The organism is Fontibacillus forbon (assembly GCF_046559655.1).
GTDB lineage: Bacteria > Bacillota > Bacilli > Paenibacillales > Paenibacillaceae > Fontibacillus.
The window spans coordinates 66,308-92,416 of the sequence record NZ_JBKGFV010000008.1 but is presented as its reverse complement, the minus strand read 5'-3'; the positions used below and the strand labels follow the sequence as shown (position 1 = coordinate 92,416).

Here is a 26,109-nt window from a genome sequence, read left to right as displayed (position 1 = left end):
GTTCCACGCGTACCCATCCCGAACACGACCGTTAAGCCCTCCAGCGCCGATGGTACTTGGACCGAAGGGTCCTGGGAGAGTAGGACGCCGCCAAGCAACGAAGAAGAGCACTGCCGATAACCTCGGTAGTGCTCTTTTGCTATTCTGGAACTTCAAATCAACAAATTAACTGGAAAACCTACAGTTAATTTTGAATAAATCCCCTCTTCGAGACAATTAACTGTAAAACCTGCAGCTAATTCGGAGGGTTCGAGCCATTTTAGCGGAAAAGCGTGAAATTAGCTGGAGGTTTTCCATCTAATTTACGCCAGCGACCTATAAAGACAAAACTAACTGTAGAAATTCCAGTTAATTAGGTAAACCCAAAGTGTGTTAGGCAGGACCACGAGAGTTAGACGGAGTATGGGAATTAGGCGGTAACCGGGGAGTATAGAGCTGGTATATAGGGGCTGGAGGATAGCAGTAGTATCAATACTGCGAATAATCTCGGCGGTGCTCTTTTGCTATTCTGGAACTTCAAATCAACAAAATAACTGGAAAACCTACAGTTAATTTTGGCGTAGATCCCCTCTTGGGGACAATTAACTGGAAAAGGTACAGCTAATTCGGAGGGTTTGAGCCATTTTAGCGGAAAAGCGTGAAATTAGCTGGAGGTTTTCCATCTAATTTACGCCAGCGACCTATAAAGACAAAATTAACTGTAGGAAATCCAGTTAATTAGGCAAGCCCAAAGTGTGTTAGGCAGGACCACGAGATTAGACGGAGCTATGCGTCTCAGACAGAACTATGCCAAGTAGACAGAGTTTTATCACTCGCCTTGACGGGCGTCAAGGCACAGTAGGTGTCGCAGGTGTCCCAAAAGGGTCCGGGAGGTCACTATAATGTATGAGCATACGGATGGTGGTAAAGCACATTTTTAGCAAATCTCGTCTATTGCTTATGAATGAGAAGAGAGGTTATAGGGTCCTGCGTCGCAGAATTGGTTAAAAAGTGGTTAAGGAAACGTCAAGTTTAAAGGAAAATAAAGAATAAATTGTAAGGGTAAATGTAAACCATTTCTGTCCTGGATTGGCTACAATAGGGTTTGTCACGAGACAGCTTATCGATACTGAATTGATCTGCAGATCTTATCAAGATAGAACAATCATTGGAGGAAACGATATGAACCGGAAGATGCGACTCGGTGCGGGAATTTTAGCAGCAGGACTGTTGTTTGGCGGGGGATGGCTGCCGGCGGAATCAGGATATGCGGCAAGTGGGAAGACGCAAAATGCAGTATGCAATTCGGTAGCTTTGCGATTTAACGGGAAAACTGCAGAATTGAAGGGTTTGCTCATGGAGGGGAACACCTGGATTCCTATTGCTTTTTTAAGGGATAATTTAAAGCTGCCGTTTCATTACAATGAACTGAGCAAGACCTATTCCATTGGCCAAGGATATCAAACATTGAATGTATCTATTTATCAAGGTGGCATTACTTCTTATGTGAACGATTATTTTCTAGGGGAGCAGCAGGCAAAGAACATAAATGGACGCATCTACATTCCTTTTCAATGGGTAAAGAATTATTTGGGATATGAAGGGGAATGGAACTCTTCGCCTAAAGCCCTAAATGTAGTGAAGAGCAAAGAAAACAAACTTACCATCAGCACCGAAGGGTATGATAAGGATACGAATCAAGTCTCGATTCACATCAATTATCCGAAGCTGAGCGGAACGGGAAATGTGGAAGCTGAAAAAGCTATGAATGAGATATTGAAGAAGGACGCCAAGTTGTTTCAGGATAGCATCGATAAACGCTTGAAAGAGCTCGGAACCACGGAAGAGAGTACGGTACCTTATGAGTTTAAGGGATCTTATCTTGTGACGTATAATCAAAACGGGGTGCTTAGCCTACTTACGGAGCATTACGAATATTTGGGCGGCGCTCATGGCATGAATGTGCGAAAAGGCTATTCTTTTTCATTGAAAGACGGAAAATTACTGAGCCTTGGAGATTTATTCGGCGAAAATAAGGATTATCTCAACCTACTGAATAAAAAGCTAAACAGCAAGCTGAATGCTTTGCCGGGATATTTTGGCGGATTTAACGGTTTGGGTGACCAGCCTGATTTCTATGTGCAGCCCGGAGGGGTGCGGTTATTTTTTCAGCTGTACGAATATACGCCTTATGCCGCGGGTTTTCCTGAGTTTACGATCGGGTTCAACGAATTGTTGCCTAAAGGCAGCAACCCATTCGACGCGATTAAATAATTGAAGAACACTGCATTAGGAGTATAAAAGATTAAGGAGCTACTAAAAGGAATGTAACCTTTTTGTTACCGACAGGCTCAAGACTACCGTTATAATTAAGTGTGGTATCTTCACATAGGTTTTAAGACCTATCCGCGTTCTATATCAGGAATTGACATCCAGGGATAATAAACGGTCAGAATATAGGTTGGGTAAGGAGGAATACAGCATGCGGCCAAGAGGAATAGGATATTCCTTGTGCTTCATGGGGGTAGTCTTCATGATGTTGTTCGTCATTGTAGGCTGTGCTGCTTCCGAGCCTTCCTGGACGACATTTGTCGGTTCAGCGGTAGAGAAGAGTTTCCCTGTTCCTAAAGAAGCAAAGCGAACGGAAACGGCGATGAACAATTCAAAACTGGATTACGTGCATTATTCCTTGTCCGGTCTCCGCGAGAGCGATAGTGTGCCCGAGGCCTATCAGAAAGCGATTACGGAATGGGGCTGGACGGAGAAGGTAGAGGAAAGCGCGGGGACAACCCGGGTTTACAATAAGGACAAATTGGTCGTACTGCTTACGATCCATGATAATGCCTTTACCGTGTTAGTTCCCAAAATGGACGAGAAGGCCGTGATTCAAGGTTTGGAGAGTCCGTAGGTTCATAGGATACTACAGCAATGCCTCTGTAAGACAAGCACAAGCACATGTAAAAAACTGCGTAAGCCAATGAATCCTTTTGAGTAAGGAATCAAAGCAGCCTGTCACTTGCAATCTTTGCAGGTAACAGGCTTTTTTAGCGCCATGCAGGGCTATTAAATTTATATGTAGAGTAAGTTGCGTTGTGTTAAGGCATGTAATAAGAGGTATCTTGTTCATTAAACTTGATCATGCCGTTTTTGGGTTGTTTTCTTAATCCGGCAAGAATAAAAAATCTTGGAGTAAGGAACCACAAATGCCACAGTATCAATGAAATGATGAAGGATACGGGCGACCAGGGAATCAGGATAGCAATAATGCAGCAGCCGATCCAGGCGGCATGTAGATGTACGCTTCGAAACGTACTGTAGCTGACGAATTGATCCGGCAAATAGCCGACCCAAGGGACCCGGCGGGTAAAACGCCAGCGCTTGCGGTAAGAGTGGCTGATGATAATAAGTACGGACCGGGAGATGACGAAATGGATCCACAACACGAGCGGAATCGCGAGCAGAAAAAAGAAAATGCTGGTCCAAGAAATAAACACCATCTCCGCGATGAGCCAAATAAAGGGAAGCACTAAAAAGCTGTGGATCAGTGGCTTCGGCAAGACGATTTTTTTAAGCAGTTTATAGTGGTAAAACGTCGCATTATTTCCGGATTCGGCAGGCATATGAGACTGTAATCCTCCTTGGCTAACGTTGGCATGAAATGCATTATTGAAAGAACACCATGATTAATATATCGGATAAAAGAAAGATTTTTTAAGATATCCGCCGTACAAACACGGAGAGCTTGGAAGCGGCATATATATAAAGTAGGAAAGTCACTATGAAAAGGTTTAAAATAATAGAATCTGTGCCATACTGGTAGTAAAACACACGAGGTGGGATCGTAAATGGATGAACTTACCGAGAACACATGTATTATCTGCGGGGAACCGAAGTCTGAAGGCATTCATATCGTATCGGAATTCATATGCGACGCTTGCGAGTCGGAAATGGTACACACGGATGTTCAGGAAGATAAATATCATTTTTTCATTCATCGTATGAGACAGATTTGGGTAGAAAAAAATGCATAAGCACGAATGGTGAGGGACCTGATCTATAAATTGGCGGGTCCTTTTATGTTGCCCTCCTTAGTTGGATAGCGTTACAATGAAGCGAAAGACAAGTTATCTAAACATGCCGGAAGGATCAGGATATAGATTGAGTAATGAAAAAGGAGCGGAGGGGAAATCACAAGCCCCCTTATATGAAGCTTTACTGCAGTATAAGGAGCGGGGAGATGCCTCCTTTCATGTGCCGGGACATAAGAACGGCATGTCCTATGGGGGAGAGGGGGACCTGGGCGGTGAATTGGCCCAGGTCATGAAGATCGACGTGACGGAAATTACCGGCACGGACGATTTGCATCATCCGGAGGGCGTCATCCGCGAGGCGCAGCAGCTCGCAGCGGATGTCTTCGGCGCGGAGGAGTCGTTCTTTTTGGTTGGCGGCAGTACCGCCGGCAACCTGGCGCTGATCCTGAGCGTGTGCACCGCTCCAGGGGATGTATTGCTCGTGCAGCGGAACGTGCATAAATCCGTCATCCACGGATTAATGCTGGCGCACGCGCACGCGGTGTTCCTGGCGCCGCAGCACGACCCCGGCAGCGGCCTGGCGACCATCCCGTCGGAGGAGACGGTGCGCGAAGCCCTGCGCCGGTATCCCGGCGCCAAGGGGCTGCTCGTCACGCACCCGAATTACTACGGGATGGGAGCCTCGCTGCGGCCGCTGGCCGCGCTCTGCCGCGCGAGCGGCGTGCCGCTGCTCGTGGACGAGGCGCACGGCGCCCACTTCGGGCTGCACCCGGTGCTGCCGGAGAGCGCGCTGCAGGCCGGCGCCGACGGCGTCGTGCAGTCCACGCACAAGATGCTGACCGCGCTCACGATGGGCGCGATGCTGCATGTGCAGGGCGGACTGCTTGACCGCGGCCTGCTGCGGCAGCGGCTGGCGATGGTGCAAAGCTCCAGCCCGTCGTACCCGATCATGGCTTCGCTTGATTTGAGCCGCAGCCAGCTGCAGTCCAGCGGGCCCGAATTCTTTGAAAGCGCGCTGGCTAACGCCGAGCAACTGCGTTTCGGCGTGAAACAGATCCCGCGCTTCGGCCTGCTGGTACCGGGCGCACGCGGAGAAGGATCTGCATATGCTATACAAGATCCCTTTAAAGCCGTGCTATTTGACGCGACAGGCCGCTGGAGCGGCTTCGAGCTGCAGGAAAGGCTGGAAGCCGCCGGCTGCGTTCCGGAGATGAGCGACGACCGCCATGTGGTGTTGGCGCTGAGTCCGGGAACAAGCGAAGAAGATATCGGCCGCTTATTGCAAGCGCTGAGGCAAATGGATTCGAATAGCGAGGTTGCCCCGGGCCCGGGCAACCCGCAAAACCCGCAAAGTGAATTTTCCACGTGGAACATCGATCCCATTTCGGCTCCCGTGGCCTTTGGTCTCCGTCCTATCCTGCCGGAGGATCGAGAGTCCGTCTCTCTAGAGAACAGCACAGGCCGCTTGGCGGCGGAGATGATCATCCCTTATCCGCCGGGTATTCCGCTAGTATATCCGGGTGAAGAGATCAGCGGGCGCATGACGGCACAGTTCATAGCGCTTCGTCAGGCCAAGGCGAAATGCCAAGGGGCTTCCGATCCCAACTTAAATACCATACAAGTTATAAAACAGAGGAAAGAAAGCAGGGAATGTGTTGAGCGCTAAAAAACGAGCATTATTCATTACATTAGAAGGTGGAGACGGATCGGGAAAGACTTCGGTTATCAACGAATTAGGACGAGAGCTGGAGGCGCGCGGGATCCGTTATATCTCAACACGCGAGCCGGGAGGCATCCAGATTGCCGAAAGTATCCGCGAGATCATACTGAATCCGGCGAATACCGAAATGGACGGGCGGACGGAGGCACTGTTATATGCAGCCGCACGGAGACAACATATTGCGGAGAAGGTGGAACCTGCATTGGCCGAAGGAATTACCGTGCTTTGCGACCGTTTTGTCGACAGTAGTTTGGCTTATCAGGGATATGCCCGGGGACTGGGCATCGATGAAGTGCTGTCGATTAATTTGTTCGCCACCGCCGGTCGATTTCCTGACCTGACTTTTTATATGGATATTGAACCGGAAATCGGGCTCTCGCGCATAGCGGCCGGGCAGGGCAGGGAAATAAACCGTCTCGATCTGGAAGATCTCTCTTTTCACCATAAAGTAAGGGAAGGCTATGGGATCGTCACAAACATGTACCCCGAGCGAATCCATACGGTGGACGCCTCCAGAACAATGCAAGAGGTAGCTGCCGACATCAGAAACCGGCTGGCCGCGGCATTAAAGGATTTTGGGCTATGAATGTCAAATAATATAGAAGTGGTTAAGAATTTATAAGGTAACTCAAAAGGTTATCTTGGATTCCACTGAGTAACGCTCATTTAAAAAATCGAGGAGGGGCTGCAAATGAAACTGATCGTTGCGATTGTTCAGGATAAAGACAGCAACCGGTTGTCGACCGCATTGGTAAAGGAAAACTTCCGGGCGACCAAATTGGCCAGTACCGGAGGCTTTTTGCGGGCTGGGAACACGACGTTTATGATCGGGGTTGACGACAACCAGGTTGAACCGCTCCTGACTGTTATCCGTAACAGTTGTAAAGTGCGTGAACAGCTGGTCACCCCGGTGACGCCGATGAGCGGCACTACCGATTCGTATTTACCGCTTCCGGTGGAGGTTCAGGTAGGCGGAGCCACCGTATTCGTCCTGCCGGTTGATCGGTTTGAACATTTTTAAGATATGTATATAACAAGATAAATGAAAGAACGGCGGTGATAGCTGTGAAAATAGATCCGGGGTACAGACCGCTGAAAAGCGGTTTGGGAGTGAATGAAAATGCGGCCAAGCCGGTGCAGGCCAAAAGCTTTTCCGATGTTATGCAGCACCAAGGCGAACAGGCTACCAAAGAGGAATTGAATCGGAGATTCAAGGAGATTCAGCTTCAGGGTGACCGGTTGGCCCATTCCATGACCGTCCGGGAATTGAAGGCATACCGCCTGTTGGTCAAAAGATTTCTGGAAGATACCGTTCGCCGCGGGGTTACCATCAAGGAATCCCGCGGTTGGGACCGCCGGGGACGCGGCAAGCGCTATAAGCTGCTGGACGAGGTAGATGCCGCCCTGCTCGCCATGGCGGATGAGTTGTTGGAGACGGAGCAGGGAAAGATCGAGCTGTTGCAAAAAATCGGCGAGATTCGGGGCATGCTGATCAATATTTGCTTCTAGCGCCGAGCCGTCTATCAATCCGTATACAGGCATCTTCCGGAAATGTCTTGGAAGAAAGGTAGAAATCAACTATGTCTTTTAAGGAAATTATAGGGCAGGAGGCAGCGAAGCAGCTGTTGCAAAGCGGCCTCCGCCAACATCGCATATCCCATGCCTATATATTTAGCGGACCACCGGGAAGCGGACAGAAGGAGATGGCCATGGCCTTTGTCCAGGCCTTGTTTTGTACCGCTGAAGGCGAAGATGCCTGCGGCGAATGCCTGGAGTGCAGGAAAGTGTTGCACGGCAATCACCCGGACCTGCATCAAATATCTCCTGACGGGGCTACAATCAAAATTGACCAAATCCGTGATTTGCAGCGGATTTTTTCGTACCGTTCGGAGAGCGGGAACCCCAAGGCGTATATTATTGAACATGCGGATAAAATGACGGTGCAGGCGGCGAATAGTTTGCTGAAATTTCTGGAAGAACCGCCATCTCCCGCAGTCGCCATTTTACTTTCCGACAATGGACGGGCTTTATTGCCTACTATTCAATCAAGGTCCCAGTGGGTACCGTTCTTGCCTTTGGATCCGGATTTGATGCTGCAGATGTTAACCGGCGAAGGATTTCCGGTCGCCTTGTCCCGACCTGCCGTTCAAGTGGCCGCCGGACTTGAGGCATGCCGCGAACTGTTGCGTCAGAATTGGTTTGCAGAAATTAGAAACGTAGTGTTACAATTAGGGAAGGAAACCGCTGGCCGTGGCGGCTCTCCTATCGTTACAGCGCAGCAAAGTGTATTCAAAGCAGGTTTAGGCGAGCATTTGGACATGCTGTTTGACCTTTTCCATTTGTGGTTCAAAGACATGATCCATGCGCTCTATCATAGACATGATCACATCGTTTTCATAGATGAGCTGGATTTTATCGTTAAACATGCTTTTTCCCGCAGCGTGGAGCAGTGGATTGACGCTATGGCGCTTGCGGCAGAGAGCAAGAAGAAACTTCGTCAGCATATGAACGGCCAACTCTGTCTCGAACAGTTCCTGATCGGCATCGGCGGGTAACCGTGATGCTTCAGGCCGGAGCCAAGGCTTCGGACAGATGAACTTCTCCCGTGCAAGAACATGGGTTTTTAAGGAGTTACCAGGTTTTTATAGGTATACAAGGGGGTAAGTTTTTGTACACTGTAGTAGGCGTCCGTTTTAAAAAAGCGGGCAAAATATATTACTTCGATCCGCTGGAGCTTCCTGTCGAGAAGGACCAAAGCGTTATTGTGGAAACAGCGCGAGGGATTGAGTACGGGAAAGTAGTCGTTGGCAAGAAGCAGGTCGGGGAGAATGACGTTGTGCTCCCGCTGAAAAAGGTAATCCGTATTGCCGACGAGTCCGATGCCCGTGTTGTGGAGGAGAACAAGTTTGCGGCAAAAAACGCTTTTGCCACATGTTTAAATAAAATTAAAGACCATGATCTAAAAATGAAGCTGGTTGACGTGGAGTTCACGTTTGACCGTAACAAAATCATTTTTTATTTCACGGCAGAGGGTCGAGTCGATTTTCGCGAACTGGTTAAGGATTTGGCCAGTATTTTCCGGACACGGATCGAGCTTCGGCAAATCGGCGTCAGAGATGAAGCCAAGATGCTTGGCGGGATCGGTCCCTGCGGACGGGTGCTTTGCTGCTCTTCCTGGCTCGGCGATTTTGAGCCGGTGTCGATCAAGATGGCGAAGGACCAGAGCTTATCGCTGAATCCGACCAAAATTTCGGGACTGTGCGGCCGATTAATGTGCTGCTTGAAATTTGAGCATGATAACTACGAAAGCGTGAAGGAGGAGCTTCCTTCGGTAGGCAAGATGGTTGTCACTTCGCTTGGAGACGGGAAAGTCGTTGGTCTGAACGCCGGAGCGCGAACGGTTCATGTGCAATTGTTTGAAGTCGGCAAAGTCAAGGAGCTTCCGCTCGACGATGTCGTTGTAAAATAAAAGTTGTTCAAGAAAGACTTTAGAGATGACTCTGGGGTGGGAACTTGGAGAATAAAGATATATTCAACCATATGCAAGCGCTGGAAACACAAATGGGTAAGGTTCACGGCCAATTTAGCACGCTTATGCTGGAGGTCAAGAGGCTGCTTGAGGAAAATCAACAGCTTCGCCTGGAAAACGAGAAGATGCGCAAAATTCTGAAGGGGGAGAACACTGAAGGCAAGCCGCCTTTGAGATCTCCGGTTCAGCCCGCTCCTTTGCTGCTTGAAGGGAACGAAGCCATCGATATCGTTGGGGAAGGTTACGATAATCTGGCGCGCTTGTATCATGAAGGTTTCCATATTTGCAATGTCTATTACGGGCATTTGCGAACGGAAGGCGACTGTTTGTTCTGCTTGTCTTTTTTGAATAAATAACAAACCGTAGGGATATTTCCTACGGTTTTTTTTAAGAAATGATACATGGATCAATGCCTATCCTTTCACAGAACGGAAGATTGAATTTGAAAAATCAAGTAAGGATCCAAGAACAAGAGCGGGTGGATGACCTGCTAACCCATGAACTGGGGATTATCCAGAGCGATGAAGTATTTAGCTTCTCGATGGATGCGGTTTTGCTGGCGCGTTTCGCGTTTGTTCCGAAGCATGGTAAAATTCTCGATTTATGTACCGGCAACGGCGTCATTCCGCTGCTGCTTTCTACCCGGACAAAGGCAAAAATTGATGGCATAGAAATACAGTCCCGTTTAGCCGATATGGCTCGCCGAAGTGTGGAGATGAATGGACTGCAAGAGCAAATCAGGATTTTAGAGGGAGATCTTCGAGAGTTGGTCAAGGAGACGGGCCATGGCATTTACGATGCGATCACGGTAAATCCTCCCTACATGCCGCTAACCGGCGGGGATTTGAAAATAAATGAGCACCAAGCGATTGCACGTCATGAAATCCACTGTAGCCTGGAAGAAGTTATTGCAGCCTCGATGCGGCTGGTGCGGCCGGGGGGGAAAGTGTCCATGGTGCATAAACCGCAACGGCTTGGGGAAATCCTGACCGTGTTTCGCCAATATCGGCTGGAGCCCAAAGTGATTCGCTTTGTCCATCCGCGGGCGGGAGCCGAAGCCAATATGGTGCTGATTGAGACGCTGCGTGACGGTAAGCCGGATGTGCGGGTCTTGCCCCCGCTGATCGTGTATGACGGTCAAGGAAACTATTGTCCGGAAATCATGAACATCTATTATGGACCAAAAGAGGGAAGAGCATGAGTCTAACCATTCAAAAAAGTTTTGAGGAACGGCCGAACGGAACTCCCGGCAAACTGTATCTTGTGGCAACTCCGATCGGCAATCTGGAGGATATGACGTACCGGGCGGTCCGCACGCTGCAGGAAGCGGACATTATTGCGGCAGAGGACACACGGCAGACGCGTAAGCTATTGACGCATTTCGAAATTTCCCCGGGCCAATTGCTCAGTTATCATGAACATAATAAGAGCGCGAGCGGGCCCGAATTAATACGACTTATAATAGAAGGAAAAAATTTGGCCCTGGTCAGCGATGCCGGTTTGCCGGCCATTTCCGACCCCGGCAGCGATCTTGTAAAACTGGCGGTTGAGGCGGGAATTTCGGTCATTCCGATCCCCGGAGCTAATGCTGCACTGTCGGCGCTCATCGTGTCAGGGCTGCCTACCGAGCGGTTTCAATTCGTTGGTTTTTTGCCAAGAGATAATAAAGACAGGGATCATTTGCTTACCTCGCTGCAAGATGAAGAAAATACGCTGCTTATGTACGAATCTCCGCACCGGTTAATCAAAACGCTGGAATCTTTACAGCAGGCCTGGGGAGACCGTAAGGTCGTGCTTGCGAGGGAATTGACCAAACGATATGAGGAAATGGCCAGAGGAACGTTAAGCGAGTGTCTGGAATGGCTTCAAGAACATCCGCCGCTGGGTGAGTATTGTCTGGTGGTTGCCGGGGCGAATCCGGAGGACGTCAAGGAGAGAAAAGATGCCTGGTGGCAATCCTTATCCGTGGAGGAGCATGTGCTTCATTATGAAGAACAAGAGGGGATCTCCCGTAAAGAGGCAATGAAAAAAACCGCCGGAGACCGGGGCGTGTCAAAACGGGACATATATAAAGTGGTTGCTGTCGATGAAAAGGAAGAAAGAAAATAAAAATAAACCCATTACTTAGCGGAAAAAGACAAAAAAAGGGGCCTTCTCAGGCTGGGTTCAAGCCTGGAAGGCACCAAGGAGATATGAAAAAGGTTAGAATTAACAGTTTTCAATAAAACTATTATATACTATATTTCTTAATTTGTCACAGGGGTAGGAAGCTCCGTGAGACATTCGTGGCAAACAATTTTGCCTTTGAAATAAGTAACGTTCTCCGCATTGCCACAGAAGATGCAAGCAGGCTCATATTTTTTCAGCATGATGCGTTCACCATCGACATAAATTTCGAGGGCATCCTTCTCACCAATGCCGAGAGTGCGGCGCAATTCGATAGGAATTACTACACGTCCTAATTCGTCTACTTTTCTTACAATACCTGTTGATTTCATCATAACCGATGATAGCCCCTCTCGCTATAATTTAAAAATGTCATTATTCGACAAACTTCTATCTTTTATGATATTTATAATACCAACCATTGCCAAAACAGTCAACCTATTTATGGTAGAGTTCATTATTATTTCTAATTTTAAATATTGGTGGGGCACGATACAACGGTAGATTTGCTCACTTTTCTCCCATTTTTACCTTTCGACATGTTGGAAGTACCTACAACGACAGGCTTCGACATTATTCGACAATATCCTACTATATCGGTCACAATCTCTCTCTATTTTGCAAAAAAAACTTTTTGTGATAAAGGAAAGGAGACATCGCCATGCATCTTCAACTGCGGGAGGAAAAAGTTTTTAAGGATCCGGTTCATAATTATGTTCATGTGCAGGATGAAATTATCTGGTCTCTGATCAATACGCCCGAATTCCAACGGTTGCGGCGAATCCGCCAGCTTGGGACTTCTTATTTGACTTTTCATGGAGCCGAACACAGCCGTTTTTCCCATTCACTCGGTGTATATGAAATTACGAGGCGAATTATTTCTCAGTTTGAACGTGCCGATTATGCCGACTGGCCGCAGGAGGAGAGACTGGTTGCTCTTTGTGCTGCCTTGCTTCACGATTTGGGACACGGTCCGTTTTCCCATTCGATAGAACAAGCGTTCCAAATGCACCATGAGGATTGGACCTGCAAAATTGTGCTTGGGAATACGGAAGTAGGCGCCGTGCTGCGGCGGCTGGGAGAAGATTTCCCGGAAAAAGTGGCGGCTGTCATTCGCAAGGATTATGAACATCCTATCGTAGTAAGTTTGGTCTCCAGTCCGCTCGATGCGGATCGGATGGATTATTTGCTGCGGGACGCCTATTTTACCGGCGTGAATTACGGAACCATCGATATGGATCGCATTTTACGAATGCTGAGACCGTTCCAGGGACGGATCGTGGTGAAGGAATCGGGTATGCATGCGGTGGAAGACTATTTGATGTCCAGATATCAAATGTACTGGCAAGTCTATTTTCATCCGGTGACCCGGAGTTCGGAAATTATTTTGCGGCAAATTTTCCGCCGGGCGAAGGAGCTCCATGCGGGCGGACACCGTTTCGCTTTTCTGCCTGATCCGCTGCCCGGGCTGTTTAATCGGGATTTGACGGTAGAGGAGTATCTGCTCCTTGATGAGGCGTTGGTACAAACGGCCTTCATGCAATGGAGAAAAGAACCTGATGAGCTGTTGAGTGACCTTTGTATCCGATTTTTAGACAGAAAGTTGTATAAATATGTAGAAGTAGAAGCGTTGGATTTGGAAATGATCGACGACATTCGCCGCGCTTTCGGGGCAGCGGGACTTCATCCGGAATATGATCTGGAAATTGATTTTCCAACCGATCTGCCTTATGATGTGTTTCGTTCGGATGGGGAATTCCAGGACAAGCAGATCCTTCTGCTGGACCGTCAGGAACATCTGCGGGAAATTTCCGAAGTTTCGGACATTGTCCGCTCGATCAGCGGATTGCACCGCGGAAAATTTCATTTGTACTATCCCGACAATAAATTGGCATCGGTGATTCACCGGCTGCCGGCAAATATTGCTGAACTATTTGAACAGGGACAATAAACGGACACCCAAGGAGGTACAGTCATGGAGCTTTTTGATACGCACACGCATATGGATGCGCCGCAGTTTGACGACGACCGGGAGGAAGCGATTCAGCGCGCATTGGATCAAGGGGTAACGCGGATGATCAACATCGGATTTAACCGCGAGACGATCCCGACCACCATGAAGCTGGCGGAGTCGCATGACTTCATTTACGCGGCGGTGGGATGGCATCCCCAGGATGCGATCACGATGAAGGAAGAGGATTTGGACTGGATTGCAGAGCTTTGCAAGCATGAGAAGGTAGTCGCCATCGGTGAAATTGGCCTGGACTACTATTGGGATACGTCGCCAAAAGAGGTCCAGCATGAAGTGTTCAGACAGCAAATCCGTCTTGCACGAAAGCTGGGAATGCCGATTTCCATTCATAACCGGGAGGCGCATGAAGATGTCGTTCGCATTCTCCGGGAGGAAAAGGCTAACGAAATTGGAGGCGTCATGCACTCCTATTCGGGGAGCTGGGAAATTGCCAAAATGTGTCTGGATTTGGGATTCCATTTGTCGTTTGGCGGACCGATTACGTTTAAAAATGCAAAACAACCCAAAGAAGTGTTAATCAAGACGCCCATGGACCGATTATTGATCGAAACGGACTCCCCATATTTAACTCCTCATCCATTTCGTGGAAAACGGAACGAGACGGGACATGTTACTTTGGTCGCACAAGCGGCAGCCGAACTAAAGGGGGTTTCGGTCGAAGAAATCGCCGAAATTACTACCCGAAATGCGCTGGAACGATTTGGAATTCGATGAAATCGGGAGAAAAAGCGGTGAAAAAAAGAGCATTCGCGAAAGATTAATGCTTTTTAACCAACTACACCGAGTTTATTACATTTTTTTAACCATTTATTAAAATAAACGTTGTTGATTCGTCCTTTACAACATGCATCGAAACAGGATAGAATCTTTTCAGTAATCGATTTGGGGTCGTTCATGTGTAGATGACGATTCCGGTTACATGGTTCCATGAACCAGTCTCGCTTAATCTCCGAATCTGGAGAACGGGGGAACCAAATACGCGAACCGGAAATACCGGTTTAGGCGTAATTGATTTCTTTTTGGGTCATTGGGGTGAATTCGAAGGTCATTGCGCCATGAGCGAATGATTGAGAAAGGGCGGCTCTCTGCGTCCTAACCCGACAGCTAACTCCGTAAGCGTACAAAGAGAGGGCAAACTCGTGCATCCTATTACATCAAGAAATTCGGAAGCCACGAAAGAGAGCCTCTTACTCTTTCTTTAGGCTTCTTTTGTTTTGAATAAACGTAATAGGGTCATCATACTGTGTTAAACAGGAGGTGACTAGCCGGGCAGACTGGGGCAGGATGCGAAGTGCAGCTCAATTATAGTGCATTTCGTAAAAATGAAATGTAGTCACGTCATACGTATCACGAATCGACCTAGACGGCGGGACTATGTAAGGAGGACGGAAGAAATGGGCATTTTCCGCAAAAAGGAATCCCATGAATCACGCTCATCCAGCATGTCTTACGCAATGCGGTGGAAACAAGAACATTTACGTCAAATAGCGGTCATCGGATTTTTGGCCATAGCGGTAGTTCTCATCATCCTGATTTGGTTTTACCAAAACAATAAAAAGATTTACTTGGTTGTTGACGGGCAGAGTCAAAAGATCGAAACCCGTCATTCGCTGGTCAATCAAGGTCTGGAAGGAAAGGCAATGGCTTTGGGATCTGAGCATGCGGTAGCTCAGTCGCTCGCCGGTTCCATCAAAGACGGGATTGTCATTGTGCGCGCGGTTCCTGTAAAGGTTAGCGTGGACGGTACAACGAAAACACATTTTACGACTCAAGACCGCGTACATGAAGCGATCGAAGAGCTTGGCGTTACTTTGGGCAAGGAAGATAAAATTACTCCGGCTTTGGACAGCAAAGTGGCAGCGAACCTGAATATCAAGGTTGTCCGCGTCACCAAGCATAATGTCCAGACCAAAGAGAGCGTACCTTTCACGGTTGTGAAAACCTCGGACAATAACCTGCTCAAGGGAAAAACCAAGGTCTTATCGCAAGGAAATGAAGGGGTAGTAGTCCATAACATCGAAAAAGTGTATGAAGACGGAAACTTCGTTTCGAAGCGCTGGCTCGGTAAAGAGGTTGAAAAGAAAGCCTCTCCCAAAGTGATCGCCGTAGGAACGAAGAAACCGACGGTTGTTGCATCCGCAAGCATATCCCGCAGCGCAAACGCGGTAAATATCAGCGGACTTACGACGAAAGGCGGCGTCTCGTTTAAATATAAAAAAGTACTTAAGAACGTGACCCTGACCGCATACTCCGCGGAAGAAGACGGGATTGGCACGCGAACGGCATCCGGCACCCGAGTGACGGAAGGCAGAACGATCGCGGTCGACAAGAGCGTCGTTCCGTTGGGCTGGTGGGTCTATATCGAGGGCATCGGCTTCCGCAAGGCGGAAGATACCGGCGGTGCCATCAAGGGCAACAAGATGGACGTCTATTACGACACCCTGAAATCCGCCAAAAATTTCGGCCGGAAGAAAGGGCGTACCGTATACGTCATCGGCCCGACCAAACCGGAGTTGAACTAACCGGCTGCGTTTACTTTGCGCAGGGAATGATATACTATTAGGATGATGAATAAGACACGGATAAGAAGAGGAGAATTCCTCTTCTTTTTGTTGTGATACGACCATTTTATTTTGAAGGGTATGGGGTACATGATCAAGGAGGTCATTGTGGTGGAGGGCCGTGACGACACCGTGGCGGTGAAACGGGCGGTGGACGCCGACACCATTGAGACCGGAGGATCGGCGATCAATGAGACGACTTTGCGGAAAATCGCGCTCGCGATGGAGCGGCGGGGAGTCATTATTTTCACCGATCCCGACCATGCCGGAGAACGCATCCGTAAAATCGTCGCGAACCGGGTTCCCGGGTGTAAGCATGCTTTCCTGAACGAGGCCGACGCGACGAAGGGCGATGACATCGGGGTGGAGAACGCATCGCCGGAGGCGATCCGGGAGGCCCTCTCCCGCGTCCGCAGCGAGGTCCCTTCTGAAGCCGACGGAAGTCATCAGGACCTGATCGACTGGGAGGACCTGATCGCGGCGGGATTGATCGTTCATCCGGACGCGTCCGCACGTAGGCGGTTCATGGGTGAACGGCTTGGAATAGGGTATTGTAATGGCAAACAGTTTCATAAGCGGTTAGCCATCTTCCGGATCAGCCGTGAAGAGTTTGCGGCCGCACTAGCTCAATTGGAGAACGAAAGAGGGAAATAACCGATGACCATGAGAGAAGATGTGTCTACACCGCGCCGAACGAAAGAGATTATCCAACGGCACGGATTTTCATTTAAAAAAAGCCTCGGTCAGAACTTTCTGATCGACCAGAACATCCTTGGCAAAATCGTCGGCGCAGCCGGTTTGGATCCATCCAAAGGGGCGCTGGAGATCGGACCCGGAATCGGAGCCTTGACGGAGAAGCTGGCACAAACGGCCGGCCGTGTGGCCGCCGTGGAAATCGACCAGCGCCTTCTGCCCATTCTGGAAGAGGTGTTGGAGCCTTATCCGCATGTCCATGTCATTCACGGAGATGTGCTTAAGCTCGACCTGCGGGCGCTGTTTGCGTCCGAATTCAGCGGATGCAGCGGCGTTAGCGTGGTAGCCAATTTGCCTTACTACGTCACGACACCGATTTTGATGAACCTGCTGGAGGCGGGCCTCCCGCTGGAGAACATCGTCGTGATGATCCAGAAGGAAGTCGCAGAGCGCATGGCGGCCTCCCCGGGAGGAAAGGAATACGGAAGCCTGAGCATCGCCGTTCAGTATTACAGTGAGCCGGAGCTGGTCTGTACCGTGCCTCATAGCGTTTTTATCCCGCAGCCCAATGTGGAATCGGCTGTCATCCGTCTGAAGGTACGCAGCACGCCTCCTGTTTCGGTGGAGAATGAAGCCTTTTTCTTCGAAGTGGTACAGGCTTCTTTTGCTCAAAGACGCAAGACGATTTCAAATAATCTCAAGAGCCGGTTTTTCCCGGGAGAAGGCCGGGAACGGCTGGAGTCCTTGCTCGGCGATGCCGGCATTGCACCCTCCCGGCGCGCGGAAACGTTAAGCCTGCAGGAATTCGCGGAGCTGAGCAATACGCTGCTGGCCGCAGGAATTACTAAATAGACGCTTGTAACCAATCCCACTATTCGCCCATACGATGGGTTAGAGGTGATTGATTTGAGTAATTTGGGAGACTTGGTCGTCCGCAAATCTTACGGAGGGGATGTTACCTTCCGGGTCGAGAACATTGTGCGGGAACAGGCCATCATCAAAGGAACGGAATTCCGGCTGCTGGCTGATGCGCCTTTGACCGATCTGGTTAAGGTAAGTCCGAACGCCCCGGGCGAAAAAACGCAGCGAGCACGAATCAAGGCTACCGAATCGCTGCAGAGGCTAGAGAAGGATCGGGTTGAACTGGCGGAACGGGCCCAGTCCGCTTTGGGGCGGGAGTTTTATAATCCGGGGGAGACATCCTTTTTCGAAGTTCCGGGGAAGGTGCTTCATCTGGACGGGGATGAGCGATATTTACAGAAAAGCCTCAGCCTGTACGAGAAGCTGCGCGTACCTGCCCATGGCTATTACGTAAACGAATCTGCGATGGCGAACGCCTTGTATCGATTACTGCCAAGCATTCAGCCGGATATTGTCGTACTGACCGGCCATGACGGCGTACTAAAGAATCGCCCGACGAGCGATTTGTACAATTTATCCAGTTATAAAAATTCCAAACACTTCGTGGAGGCCGTACAGGCTGCGCGGAAGTACGAACGCAATTTCGATGCGCTTACCATCGTTGCCGGCGCATGCCAGTCCCATTTTGAAGCTTTGCTCCAGGCGGGTGCCAATTTCGCGAGTTCACCTGCCAGGGTGCTGATACACGCTCTGGACCCGGTCTACATCGCCGCCAAGGCTTCTTTGACGTCCATCCGGGAGACGATACACATTACGGACGTCCTGGGCCATACGATAAGCGGGACGCAAGGAGTGGGCGGGATTGAGACGCGGGGCAGCTACCGGATCGGTCTGCCGAAGCTGGTGGATTTGTCCGCTTTGAAAGTGGTTCCGTCCATGTAATTTCACAATTCAGGCCGCTTGAGAAAAGTGTCGAAAAAAAATCGTTGACAACCGTTTTTTGCTGCTGATATAATAATCTGTTTCGACTTGACAAGTGACTCCCTTTCTTGTATAATGACAAAGAAGGAAGGTGGTCACAGGCAATGGCTAAAAATGCGCTGTCAGAAATTAAACACAGTCTCGACGCTCACGTTGGACAGAAAATTACGCTGCGTGCAAACGGAGGTCGCCGAAAGACCGTCGAACGTACCGGTGTATTGGAGGAAACCTATCCTTCGGTCTTTATCGTGAAGTTGGATGAAGAGCAGCAAACCTTTAAGCGTGTGTCTTACAGTTATGCCGATATACTTACCGAATCCGTTGAAGTCATGGTGTGCGACGATAACAACGAAATGCGGCTGTCGTATATTAAACCGTGAACATCATGACGTTGCAGTAAACGGCTCTTGCGCTAAAGCGCAAGGGCCGGTTTTTATTTATACAGGCGTGCGCGTAGCGTGGACACGGTTCGGCGTATGAATGCCGATGGGAAGACGCATACTATCCTTGTTCTTCATCCATGACTTCCTAAAGGAGGAATGGCACATGTCACGCAGAAGACGCAGCGTCATGTCCGAAGATTTGAAAGTCGAGCTGGCGAAGGATCTGGGGTTTTATGATACCGTCCGTAAGGAAGGCTGGGGCGGCATCAGAGCGAAGGATGCGGGAAACATGGTCAAAAGAGCCATCGAGCTTGCCGAGCGGGCCGCATCGAAGGAACCCTAGGCTGAGACGAAAACAAACAGACTCCCCCCCTTTGAGGGGAGTCTGTTTGTTTTTGTATGAAGATCAAGTAAGATAAAGGGAAGCGGAACATGGAATGTCTTCCGTGCATAGACGAAGCCCGGAGTTTTTTTTATAATATGTAAGTTAAGACGGGTTGAATTTAGCGATACTTGAAGGTGGGTGAGCGTCTTGAAAATTTACGAAAAAGCGCCGGCGAAAATTAATCTGATGCTCGATGTTTTACATAAAAGGCCCGACGGCTATCATGAAGTGGAAATGGTCATGACGATGGTTGATCTGGCTGACCGGCTGGAAATGAGCGCTCTCCCGCGGGATACGATTATCATCTCAAGTCAGGCCGGATATATTCCGCTTGATGAGAAGAACCTGGCTTTCCAGGCCGCCAAGCTGATTAAGGAACGTTACGACGTCCGAAGCGGCGTATATATTCATTTGGACAAGAAGATTCCCGTTGCCGCCGGACTGGCCGGGGGCAGCAGCGACGCGGCGGCTACGCTCCGCGGATTGAACCGGCTTTGGGGCCTTGGCATCTCGGACGAGGAACTGATGGAGCTTGGCGCGGAACTGGGGTCGGATGTGCCGTTTTGCGTTACGGGGGGAACGGCGCTGGCAACGGGCCGCGGCGAATTGCTGACTCCGCTCAAAAATCCGCCCCAGTGCTGGGTGATCCTTGCTAAACTGCCGATTAACGTGTCTACCGCTGAAATCTACGGACGGCTTAGAAGCGAAGATATCCAAAAGCACCCTTCCGCGGCCCAAATGCAAGAGGCTCTGGAACAGGGATCCTTTGCGGACGTTTGTTCGGGGCTGGGGAATGTACTGGAGGACGTTACGCTTCAGCTCTATCCCGATGTCGCACATCTGAAAGAAACAATGATCCGGTTAGGTGCCGATGGCGTTCTTATGTCGGGCAGCGGGCCTACCGTATTCGGACTGGTATCCAAGGAATCCAAGGTGCCCCGGATTTATAACGGGCTGCGCGGATTCTGCAAAGAAGTGTATGCGGTCCGGTTATTGACCTGATCTTAGGATTGGATTATTTCGTAATTATGGCGTTTATAATAGACAAGCTTGAACAGAGACGTACAAAAATGATATATTTTGTATAAAATATTCGGATTTAGCGAGGGGTACTTCGTGAAAAAACTAAAGAGAAGCGCTCGTTTAGTGGAAATGACGCAGTTTCTGTTGGCTCGTCCGCATCAGTTGATACCGCTCACCACATTTGCACAGCGATACGGAGCCGCAAAGTCTTCCATCAGCGAGGATTTGGCGATTATAAAAGAAGTGTTTGAAGACGAGGGAACCGGGGAGCTGCAAACCCTGGCCGGCGCGGCTGGCGGGGTGAAGTACATCCCTATGATGGGCCAGGAGCAGGCGCTTCATTTCATAGGGCAGTTGTGTGAGAAGTTGGCGGAACCGAACCGGATTTTGCCCGGCGGGTATTTGTACATGTCCGACCTGCTCGGCTTACCTGGTTTGATGAACGAGGCCGGCAAGCTGTTTGCGACGGCTTTCGCTGGAGTGGATATCGATTGCGTCATGACGGTAGAGACGAAAGGGATTCCGTTAGCCTATGCGACCGGGGCGGAACTGAATTTGCCGGTTGTTCTTGTGCGCAGGGACCATCAGGTTACAGAAGGCTCCGCGGTCAGCATTAATTATGTTTCCGGTTCGCATAAAAGCCTGCACACCATGACTTTGTCACGTCGGGCGCTGAAGGAGAAGTCAAAGGTACTGATCGTGGACGACTTCATGAAGGCAGGAGGGACGATTCAAGGCATGGTCGATCTGCTCGCCGAGTTTAACGCCGTGGTCGCCGGAGTTGGCGTATTGGTGGAATCGGGCGAGGTGGAATCGGAGCAGCGGCTGCTTCAGGATTATGTATCGTTAGCCACGTTAAGAGCGGTAGATGCCAAGGGAAAAGAGATTTCGGTAGAACCGGGTAATTATTTTACCAGGAAGTAGAACCCTAGACCTTGTCGATTATCTGTAAAACGAGCGGAGTTTACGACGAAACGTGTCGAAAAGCCTATCTGTTCAAAAAAATTCCTGATTTTAGGTCATTTTGTTCATGAAAAAAAAAGGATTTCCGTAAGCTATGTGGAATATTACACCAAGTCTCTGATGGAAAAAGGTGGTGAACACATATGCAAATTACGGATGTAAGACTCCGCCGAGTCAGCTCTGAGGGCAGAATGAAAGCGATCGCATCCATTACCATCGATAACGAATTTGTTGTTCATGACATTCGCGTAATCGACGGAAATAATGGAATGTTCGTGGCTATGCCGAGTAAGCGTACTCCTGACGGGGAATTCCGGGACATTGCGCATCCGATCTCTTCGGGTACACGCGAGAAGATCCAAGCCGCAGTCCTGGCGGAGTATGAACGTGCTGCCGAGCAAGAGGAAGTTATTGAAGAAGGGGCTTAAGTCTCAGTTTTGTCTCAACCAATTGGGGTTCGAGAAAAGGGAGCCATGTAACATGGCTCTCTTTTCTTTTTGTCCTAAATGAGATATATTCAGTAATGAGTTCAAGAGAAGGAGGCCGGGGCCTTGAAAAGATTTGCGATTGTTCTTGCCGCAGGTCAGGGGAAGCGCATGAAGTCCAAGCTCTATAAAGTGCTCCATCCTGTTTGCGGCAAACCGATGGTCGGGCACGTCCTGGACACGGTTAAGAAAGTCCAATGTGAGCGCAGTATCGTGGTTGTAGGACACGGTGCCGAAGCGGTCAAGTCTTATCTGGGAACGAATGCCGAGTATGTGCTGCAAGAGCAGCAATTGGGAACCGGTCACGCTGTAAAGCAAGCCGGACCGCTTTTGGGTCAGGAAGAAGGAACGACGATCGTTATTTGCGGGGATACGCCTCTGGTGACTGAGGAGACGCTGCAATCGATGCTCGACCTTCATGACAGGCAAGGAGCGGCAGCCACCGTATTAACGGCTTCCATGGATCATCCTCAAGGATATGGACGGGTTATTCGGGACACCGAAAACGGTTCCGTCGTAAGGATCGTCGAGCAGAAGGACTGCTCGCCGGAAGAGGATGCCGTGAAAGAGATCAATACGGGCACTTATTGTTTTGATAATGCGAAATTATTCGCAGCGCTGGAGAAAGTGACTAACAGCAATGCACAGCAAGAATACTATTTGACCGATGTCATTGGTATTCTGGTCCGGGAAGGCGAGATCGTCGAAGGATACTTGACTGAAGATTACGCGGAATCGATCGGCGTAAATGACCGGTTAGCGTTATCCGAAGCCGAAGGATTCATGCGCGAGCGAATCAACCGGAAGCATATGCTGGGCGGGGTTACGATTATTGACCCTAGCTCCACCTATATCGGAGCGGACGTTACGATTGGAGCGGATACGATTATTTATCCGGGTTCCATTCTTTCGGGGAACACTTCGATCGGGGAAGATTGTGTCATCGGTCCAGCTGCGGAAATTGAAGATAGCCGTATTTATGATGGCGCGAAGGTAAAACAGTCGGTGATCTGCCAGGCGGAAGTCGGCAAAGAAACGACGGTCGGACCGTTCGCCTATTTGCGTCCGGGCTCGAAACTGGGTGAGCATGTGAAAGTGGGCGATTTTGTGGAAATCAAGAACGCTTCGCTGGACGATGGCTCCAAAGTTTCGCACCTAAGCTATATCGGAGACGCGAAAGTGGGTAAGAACGTTAATATTGGCTGCGGTGCGATAACCGTCAACTATGATGGATATAATAAGTCCATTACCGAAATCGGAGATGACTCGTTTATCGGCAGCAATGTCAATTTGATTGCACCGTTGAAGATCGGCAAGGGCGCTTATGTCGTCGCGGGATCAACCATTACGCACACCGTATCCGACAACGATGTGGCGATCGCCCGAACCCGTCAGGAGAATAAGCCAGGATATGCAGACAAGCTTCGCGCCCGCGCGAAGGCCAAGAAGCAAAAAGAACAGGAATCATAAGTTGGATAGTTTTGCACCGTAGGAATGACTTTTAACGGATTCAGGATGCAGCGACCATTTCAATGACGAGATAGTTAATCTATCTACACAGCACGGAGGGTATTAAAATTTATGACTTATTGTGATTCTAAACTGAAGATATTCACCTGTAACTCAAATCCCAAGCTGGCGCATCAAATCGCCGATTATATCGGAATTCCGATGGGAGACTCGGAGACCATGAGCTTCAGTGACGGCGAGATTCAAGTCAAGCTGTCCGAGAGCGTACGCGGTTGTCATGTATATATCGTGCAGTCCACTTGTGCTCCGGTTAACGACAATCTGATGGAACTCCTCGTGATGGTGGATGCTTTGAAACGGGCTTCGGCCAAGAGCATTAATGTCGTTATTCCTTACTATGGCTATGCTCGCCAGGACCGGAAGGCTCGCTCCCGCGATCCGATTACAGCCAAACTGGTTGCCAACCTGATCGAGAAGGCTGGCGCACACCGTGTCATTACCATGGACTTGCATGCCATGCAGATCCAAGGATTTTTCGATATTCCGGTGGACCATATGCTCGGCGTACCGATCCTTGCCCAATATTTCCGTTCGAAGCACATCCCGAATCCGGTCGTCGTATCTCCGGACCATGGCGGGGTAGTCCGTGCCCGCAAGCTGGCCGACTTCTTGAATGCGCCGCTGGCGATTATCGACAAGCGCCGTCCGGAGCCGAACGTCAGTGAAGTGATGAACATCATCGGAAATATCGAAGGGAAAACCGCGATTCTCGTCGATGATATCATCGATACGGCCGGAACGATCGTTCTTGGCGCCAATGCTCTCAAAGAGGGCGGAGTCGAAGAGGTCTATGCCTGCTGTACCCACCCGGTGCTGTCTGGCCCGGCGATGGAACGTCTGGAAAACTCTCCGCTGAAGGAAGTTATTGTCACGGATACTATTCCGATTACGCATCCTAATCCGACCAGCAAGCTGAAGGTGTTGTCCGTCGCCCCGTTGATGGGCGAGGCCATTATCCGTGTTCACGAAGAACTGTCGATCAGCAAGCTGTTTGAGATCGAATAAAGAATTCGTCCTACTGCATAACAGGGGTTGCACCTTCTTCAAAGGAGGGCAACCCCTAAGTTCGTATCTCGGCGGCTCAACCCTCCCAAACCCTCCCTTACCGTAAGGGAGGGCCCCCCGAGGGCCTGCTGCCCTAGGGGATCACCCGCAAACTGTGGGAACGTGGGAGATGGAGAGGCGCTCCTTTGCCGCTGTCCCCTTCGGGGATGCGCTTGGTTTGGTGCGAGGCACGCTTTTCCCCCTTCGGGTACGTCTTACTTTTGGCGGACCTGAGCTACCTGGTTGGTGGAGGCACTGCTGTTTTCGGACGCACCCGGGCGGCGGAGCTGGAAGGAGCCGCTTGTCGCCCCTTCGGGGCACGCTTTACTTTGGCGCGCCTGCGGGGTCGGGAGAGGAGCTTCTGGTGGGGGAAAGGTGCTTTGTGCAAGGAGGCGCTGTTCCTTCGGAATGCGCTTGGGTTTGTGCGAAGTGGCTGTCCCTTCAGGATGCGCTAGGTTTGTGCGGAGGCGGGCTGTCCCTACGGGATGCGCAAAGGGCGGTGCAAGACTATAGTGTTCGGGCTTTGCCATGGACAAGTTGTTTTATTTTGGGTGAAGGTTGGACGGAGAGAAAATTTGCAACAGCGATCGGAAGCCCAAATTTCTCGCAGTCCCCTTTTTCACCTATTAACACTATTGGAGGATTTAAAATGAAATGGATCGTAGGCCTCGGCAATCCGGGGGCCAAGTATGAGAAGACAAGGCACAATATCGGGTTCATGGCGCTGGACGAGCTGGCGCGCAGACACGGCATCGCGATCAAGCAGAGCAAATGCAAGGCGTTGATCGGGGAAGGCGTGCTGCCGGGCGGCAAGGTGGCGCTCATTAAGCCGATGACGTTTATGAATTTATCGGGCGAAGCGGTACGCGCCTTTATGGATTATTATAAAGTCCCGCTGGAGGACATGATCGTCGTTTATGACGACCTCGATACGGAGATCGGGCGCAATCGATTGCGGTATCAGGGCAGTGCGGGAGGCCATAACGGCATCAAATCGATCATCCAGCATACGGGAACGCAAACGTTCAACCGGATTCGGATGGGGATTTCACGTCCTGAACCGGGTTTTGCGGTTGTCGATTATGTGCTTTCGGGGTTTGCCAAGAAGGAGGCGCCGCTTTTGCAGCAGTCGATTGAGGCCGCCTGCGACGCATTGGAGTATAGTCTCGATCATACCTTTGAGCAGACGATGGCCAAGTTTAACGGATAGCCTATCGTTGAAGAGCTCATCCACCATATCGACGGAAGCCGTAAACTGCCGGGCTAAAAGAAGAGGAAGCTGGACATACTGAAGGTTATAATGAATCTTCAGGAGGCATATAGATGGCAATAAATTACGTTTGCCGGCACTGCCGCACGCCTATTGGTAGGATAGAAGACCCTTATGTGTCCGAGGCCCAGCTAGGTTTCCATTTCTTGACCCCCGAGGAGCGGCGGGATATAATAGCGTATGATTCGAACGGCGAGACTACGGTTAAAGTGACTTGCGATTACTGTAGGGAGGCTCTGGAGCATAACCCTGAGCTGACGCTGCTCACGAATCCCCTGCAATGATCGCAGCGGAAACGACGACGATATCACCGGATAACGGGATACAGAGCCTTGGCACGGTTGCTGAGGCTCCTTTTTGGTTGACCTTCGCCGCTTGGAGCAGGCAGTAATACTAGGCTTATAGCGTGCGGACAGAGAGAAGGAAAATTGCTGTTTACGTTAACATCACGATATAACGCCGCCCGGGGCAGC

Annotated in this window: 29 protein-coding genes, 1 rRNA gene and 1 riboswitch; of the genes, 28 read left to right on the top strand and 2 right to left on the bottom strand. The window is 50.0% G+C overall.

Annotated elements, in window-relative coordinates; all coding sequences use genetic code 11:
* From rrf to ACLB09_RS24120, 3 genes are all read left to right on the top strand, one after another.
* Positions 1-96, top strand: a 5S ribosomal RNA gene (rrf, locus tag ACLB09_RS24130); the annotation flags it as partial.
* 1,065 nt (positions 97-1,161) lie between these two features.
* On the top strand, positions 1,162-2,253 hold the full coding sequence (locus ACLB09_RS24125; RefSeq protein ID WP_410772380.1) for a PdaC/SigV domain-containing protein: 1,092 nt from the start codon (positions 1,162-1,164) through the stop codon (positions 2,251-2,253).
* Between the two features lie 208 nt (positions 2,254-2,461).
* Positions 2,462-2,887 (top strand): hypothetical protein, encoded by a 426-nt coding sequence (locus ACLB09_RS24120; protein WP_410772379.1) that lies wholly within the window; start codon positions 2,462-2,464, stop codon positions 2,885-2,887.
* A gap of 187 nt (positions 2,888-3,074) precedes the next feature.
* On the opposite strand, the gene ACLB09_RS24115 is transcribed toward ACLB09_RS24120, so the two are convergent.
* Complete coding sequence (locus ACLB09_RS24115; RefSeq protein WP_410772378.1) at positions 3,075-3,599, bottom strand: hypothetical protein; 525 nt, start codon at positions 3,597-3,599, stop codon at positions 3,075-3,077.
* A gap of 225 nt (positions 3,600-3,824) precedes the next feature.
* Here ACLB09_RS24115 and ACLB09_RS24110 point away from each other — a divergent pair, with 225 nt between their 5' ends.
* The 10 genes from ACLB09_RS24110 to rsmI all read left to right on the top strand — a co-directional run bounded on the left by ACLB09_RS24110 (position 3,825) and on the right by rsmI (position 11,368).
* On the top strand, positions 3,825-4,010 hold the full coding sequence (locus ACLB09_RS24110; protein ID WP_114498788.1) for a sigma factor G inhibitor Gin: 186 nt from the start codon (positions 3,825-3,827) through the stop codon (positions 4,008-4,010).
* Positions 4,011-4,113: 103 nt separating this feature from the next.
* Positions 4,114-5,676 (top strand): aminotransferase class I/II-fold pyridoxal phosphate-dependent enzyme, encoded by a 1,563-nt coding sequence (locus ACLB09_RS24105; RefSeq protein WP_410772384.1) that lies wholly within the window; start codon positions 4,114-4,116, stop codon positions 5,674-5,676.
* A complete protein-coding gene (gene tmk / locus ACLB09_RS24100) occupies positions 5,666-6,316 on the top strand; it encodes a dTMP kinase (protein ID WP_410772377.1) in 651 nt (216 codons plus the stop codon). Before ACLB09_RS24105 ends, tmk begins: the two co-directional genes overlap by 11 nt.
* A 105-nt stretch (positions 6,317-6,421) precedes the next feature.
* A complete protein-coding gene (locus ACLB09_RS24095) occupies positions 6,422-6,751 on the top strand; it encodes a cyclic-di-AMP receptor (protein ID WP_114498791.1) in 330 nt (109 codons plus the stop codon).
* 44 nt (positions 6,752-6,795) lie between these two features.
* The gene (locus ACLB09_RS24090; RefSeq protein ID WP_410772376.1) at positions 6,796-7,239 is read left to right on the top strand and encodes a YaaR family protein; all 444 of its coding nucleotides are present in this window, start codon (positions 6,796-6,798) and stop codon (positions 7,237-7,239) included.
* Between the two features lie 71 nt (positions 7,240-7,310).
* Positions 7,311-8,285 (top strand): DNA polymerase III subunit delta', encoded by a 975-nt coding sequence (holB, locus tag ACLB09_RS24085; protein WP_410772375.1) that lies wholly within the window; start codon positions 7,311-7,313, stop codon positions 8,283-8,285.
* A gap of 113 nt (positions 8,286-8,398) precedes the next feature.
* Positions 8,399-9,199 (top strand): PSP1 domain-containing protein, encoded by an 801-nt coding sequence (locus ACLB09_RS24080; protein ID WP_410772374.1) that lies wholly within the window; start codon positions 8,399-8,401, stop codon positions 9,197-9,199.
* Positions 9,200-9,243: 44 nt separating this feature from the next.
* A complete protein-coding gene (locus ACLB09_RS24075) occupies positions 9,244-9,615 on the top strand; it encodes an initiation-control protein YabA (protein ID WP_410772373.1) in 372 nt (123 codons plus the stop codon).
* A gap of 80 nt (positions 9,616-9,695) precedes the next feature.
* Entirely contained in the window at positions 9,696-10,460 is a 765-nt protein-coding gene (locus ACLB09_RS24070; protein WP_410772383.1) for a tRNA1(Val) (adenine(37)-N6)-methyltransferase, read from the top strand.
* Positions 10,457-11,368, top strand: a complete 912-nt coding sequence (gene rsmI, locus ACLB09_RS24065) for a 16S rRNA (cytidine(1402)-2'-O)-methyltransferase (RefSeq protein ID WP_410772372.1) — start codon at positions 10,457-10,459, stop codon at positions 11,366-11,368. Before ACLB09_RS24070 ends, rsmI begins: the two co-directional genes overlap by 4 nt.
* Before the next feature lie 137 nt (positions 11,369-11,505).
* Here the strand turns inward: rsmI and ACLB09_RS24060 are convergent, their stop codons facing one another.
* Positions 11,506-11,760: an AbrB/MazE/SpoVT family DNA-binding domain-containing protein gene (locus ACLB09_RS24060; RefSeq protein WP_028560748.1), complete on the bottom strand. Its 255-nt coding sequence runs from the start codon at positions 11,758-11,760 to the stop codon at positions 11,506-11,508.
* Positions 11,761-12,086: 326 nt separating this feature from the next.
* Between ACLB09_RS24060 and ACLB09_RS24055 the strand changes: the two genes are divergently transcribed.
* The 15 genes from ACLB09_RS24055 to ACLB09_RS23985 all read left to right on the top strand — a co-directional run bounded on the left by ACLB09_RS24055 (position 12,087) and on the right by ACLB09_RS23985 (position 25,920).
* Positions 12,087-13,376, top strand: a complete 1,290-nt coding sequence (locus ACLB09_RS24055; protein WP_410772371.1) for an HD domain-containing protein — start codon at positions 12,087-12,089, stop codon at positions 13,374-13,376.
* 24 nt (positions 13,377-13,400) lie between these two features.
* Positions 13,401-14,171 (top strand): TatD family hydrolase, encoded by a 771-nt coding sequence (locus tag ACLB09_RS24050; RefSeq protein ID WP_410772370.1) that lies wholly within the window; start codon positions 13,401-13,403, stop codon positions 14,169-14,171.
* A 215-nt stretch (positions 14,172-14,386) separates the two neighbouring features.
* Positions 14,387-14,592, top strand: a riboswitch (cyclic di-AMP (ydaO/yuaA leader).
* Positions 14,593-14,851: 259 nt separating this feature from the next.
* On the top strand, positions 14,852-15,979 hold the full coding sequence (locus tag ACLB09_RS24045) for a G5 domain-containing protein (RefSeq protein WP_410772369.1): 1,128 nt from the start codon (positions 14,852-14,854) through the stop codon (positions 15,977-15,979).
* 129 nt (positions 15,980-16,108) lie between these two features.
* A complete protein-coding gene (gene rnmV / locus ACLB09_RS24040) occupies positions 16,109-16,672 on the top strand; it encodes a ribonuclease M5 (RefSeq protein WP_410772368.1) in 564 nt (187 codons plus the stop codon).
* 3 nt (positions 16,673-16,675) lie between these two features.
* Positions 16,676-17,563, top strand: a complete 888-nt coding sequence (gene rsmA / locus ACLB09_RS24035) for a 16S rRNA (adenine(1518)-N(6)/adenine(1519)-N(6))-dimethyltransferase RsmA (RefSeq protein WP_410772367.1) — start codon at positions 16,676-16,678, stop codon at positions 17,561-17,563.
* Positions 17,564-17,617: 54 nt separating this feature from the next.
* Complete coding sequence (yabG, locus tag ACLB09_RS24030; RefSeq protein WP_410772366.1) at positions 17,618-18,514, top strand: sporulation peptidase YabG; 897 nt, start codon at positions 17,618-17,620, stop codon at positions 18,512-18,514.
* 143 nt (positions 18,515-18,657) lie between these two features.
* On the top strand, positions 18,658-18,933 hold the full coding sequence (gene veg, locus ACLB09_RS24025) for a biofilm formation stimulator Veg (protein ID WP_410772365.1): 276 nt from the start codon (positions 18,658-18,660) through the stop codon (positions 18,931-18,933).
* A 166-nt stretch (positions 18,934-19,099) separates the two neighbouring features.
* Positions 19,100-19,279 (top strand): protein sspF, encoded by a 180-nt coding sequence (locus ACLB09_RS24020; RefSeq protein WP_410772364.1) that lies wholly within the window; start codon positions 19,100-19,102, stop codon positions 19,277-19,279.
* Positions 19,280-19,468: 189 nt separating this feature from the next.
* Positions 19,469-20,323: a 4-(cytidine 5'-diphospho)-2-C-methyl-D-erythritol kinase gene (gene ispE / locus ACLB09_RS24015; RefSeq protein ID WP_410772363.1), complete on the top strand. Its 855-nt coding sequence runs from the start codon at positions 19,469-19,471 to the stop codon at positions 20,321-20,323.
* Between the two features lie 114 nt (positions 20,324-20,437).
* Positions 20,438-21,268, top strand: a complete 831-nt coding sequence (purR, locus tag ACLB09_RS24010; protein WP_410772362.1) for a pur operon repressor — start codon at positions 20,438-20,440, stop codon at positions 21,266-21,268.
* Positions 21,269-21,450: 182 nt separating this feature from the next.
* Positions 21,451-21,735, top strand: a complete 285-nt coding sequence (spoVG, locus tag ACLB09_RS24005) for a septation regulator SpoVG (RefSeq protein WP_055105386.1) — start codon at positions 21,451-21,453, stop codon at positions 21,733-21,735.
* 123 nt (positions 21,736-21,858) lie between these two features.
* The gene (gene glmU / locus ACLB09_RS24000; RefSeq protein ID WP_410772361.1) at positions 21,859-23,262 is read left to right on the top strand and encodes a bifunctional UDP-N-acetylglucosamine diphosphorylase/glucosamine-1-phosphate N-acetyltransferase GlmU; all 1,404 of its coding nucleotides are present in this window, start codon (positions 21,859-21,861) and stop codon (positions 23,260-23,262) included.
* A 111-nt stretch (positions 23,263-23,373) separates the two neighbouring features.
* Complete coding sequence (locus ACLB09_RS23995) at positions 23,374-24,327, top strand: ribose-phosphate diphosphokinase (RefSeq protein WP_410772360.1); 954 nt, start codon at positions 23,374-23,376, stop codon at positions 24,325-24,327.
* A 688-nt stretch (positions 24,328-25,015) separates the two neighbouring features.
* Positions 25,016-25,576, top strand: a complete 561-nt coding sequence (pth, locus tag ACLB09_RS23990; RefSeq protein ID WP_114498810.1) for an aminoacyl-tRNA hydrolase — start codon at positions 25,016-25,018, stop codon at positions 25,574-25,576.
* Positions 25,577-25,689: 113 nt separating this feature from the next.
* Positions 25,690-25,920, top strand: coding sequence for an anti-sigma-F factor Fin (locus ACLB09_RS23985; protein WP_410772359.1), 231 nt, complete (start codon positions 25,690-25,692; stop codon positions 25,918-25,920).
* The last annotated feature ends 189 nt before the right edge of the window (positions 25,921-26,109 follow it).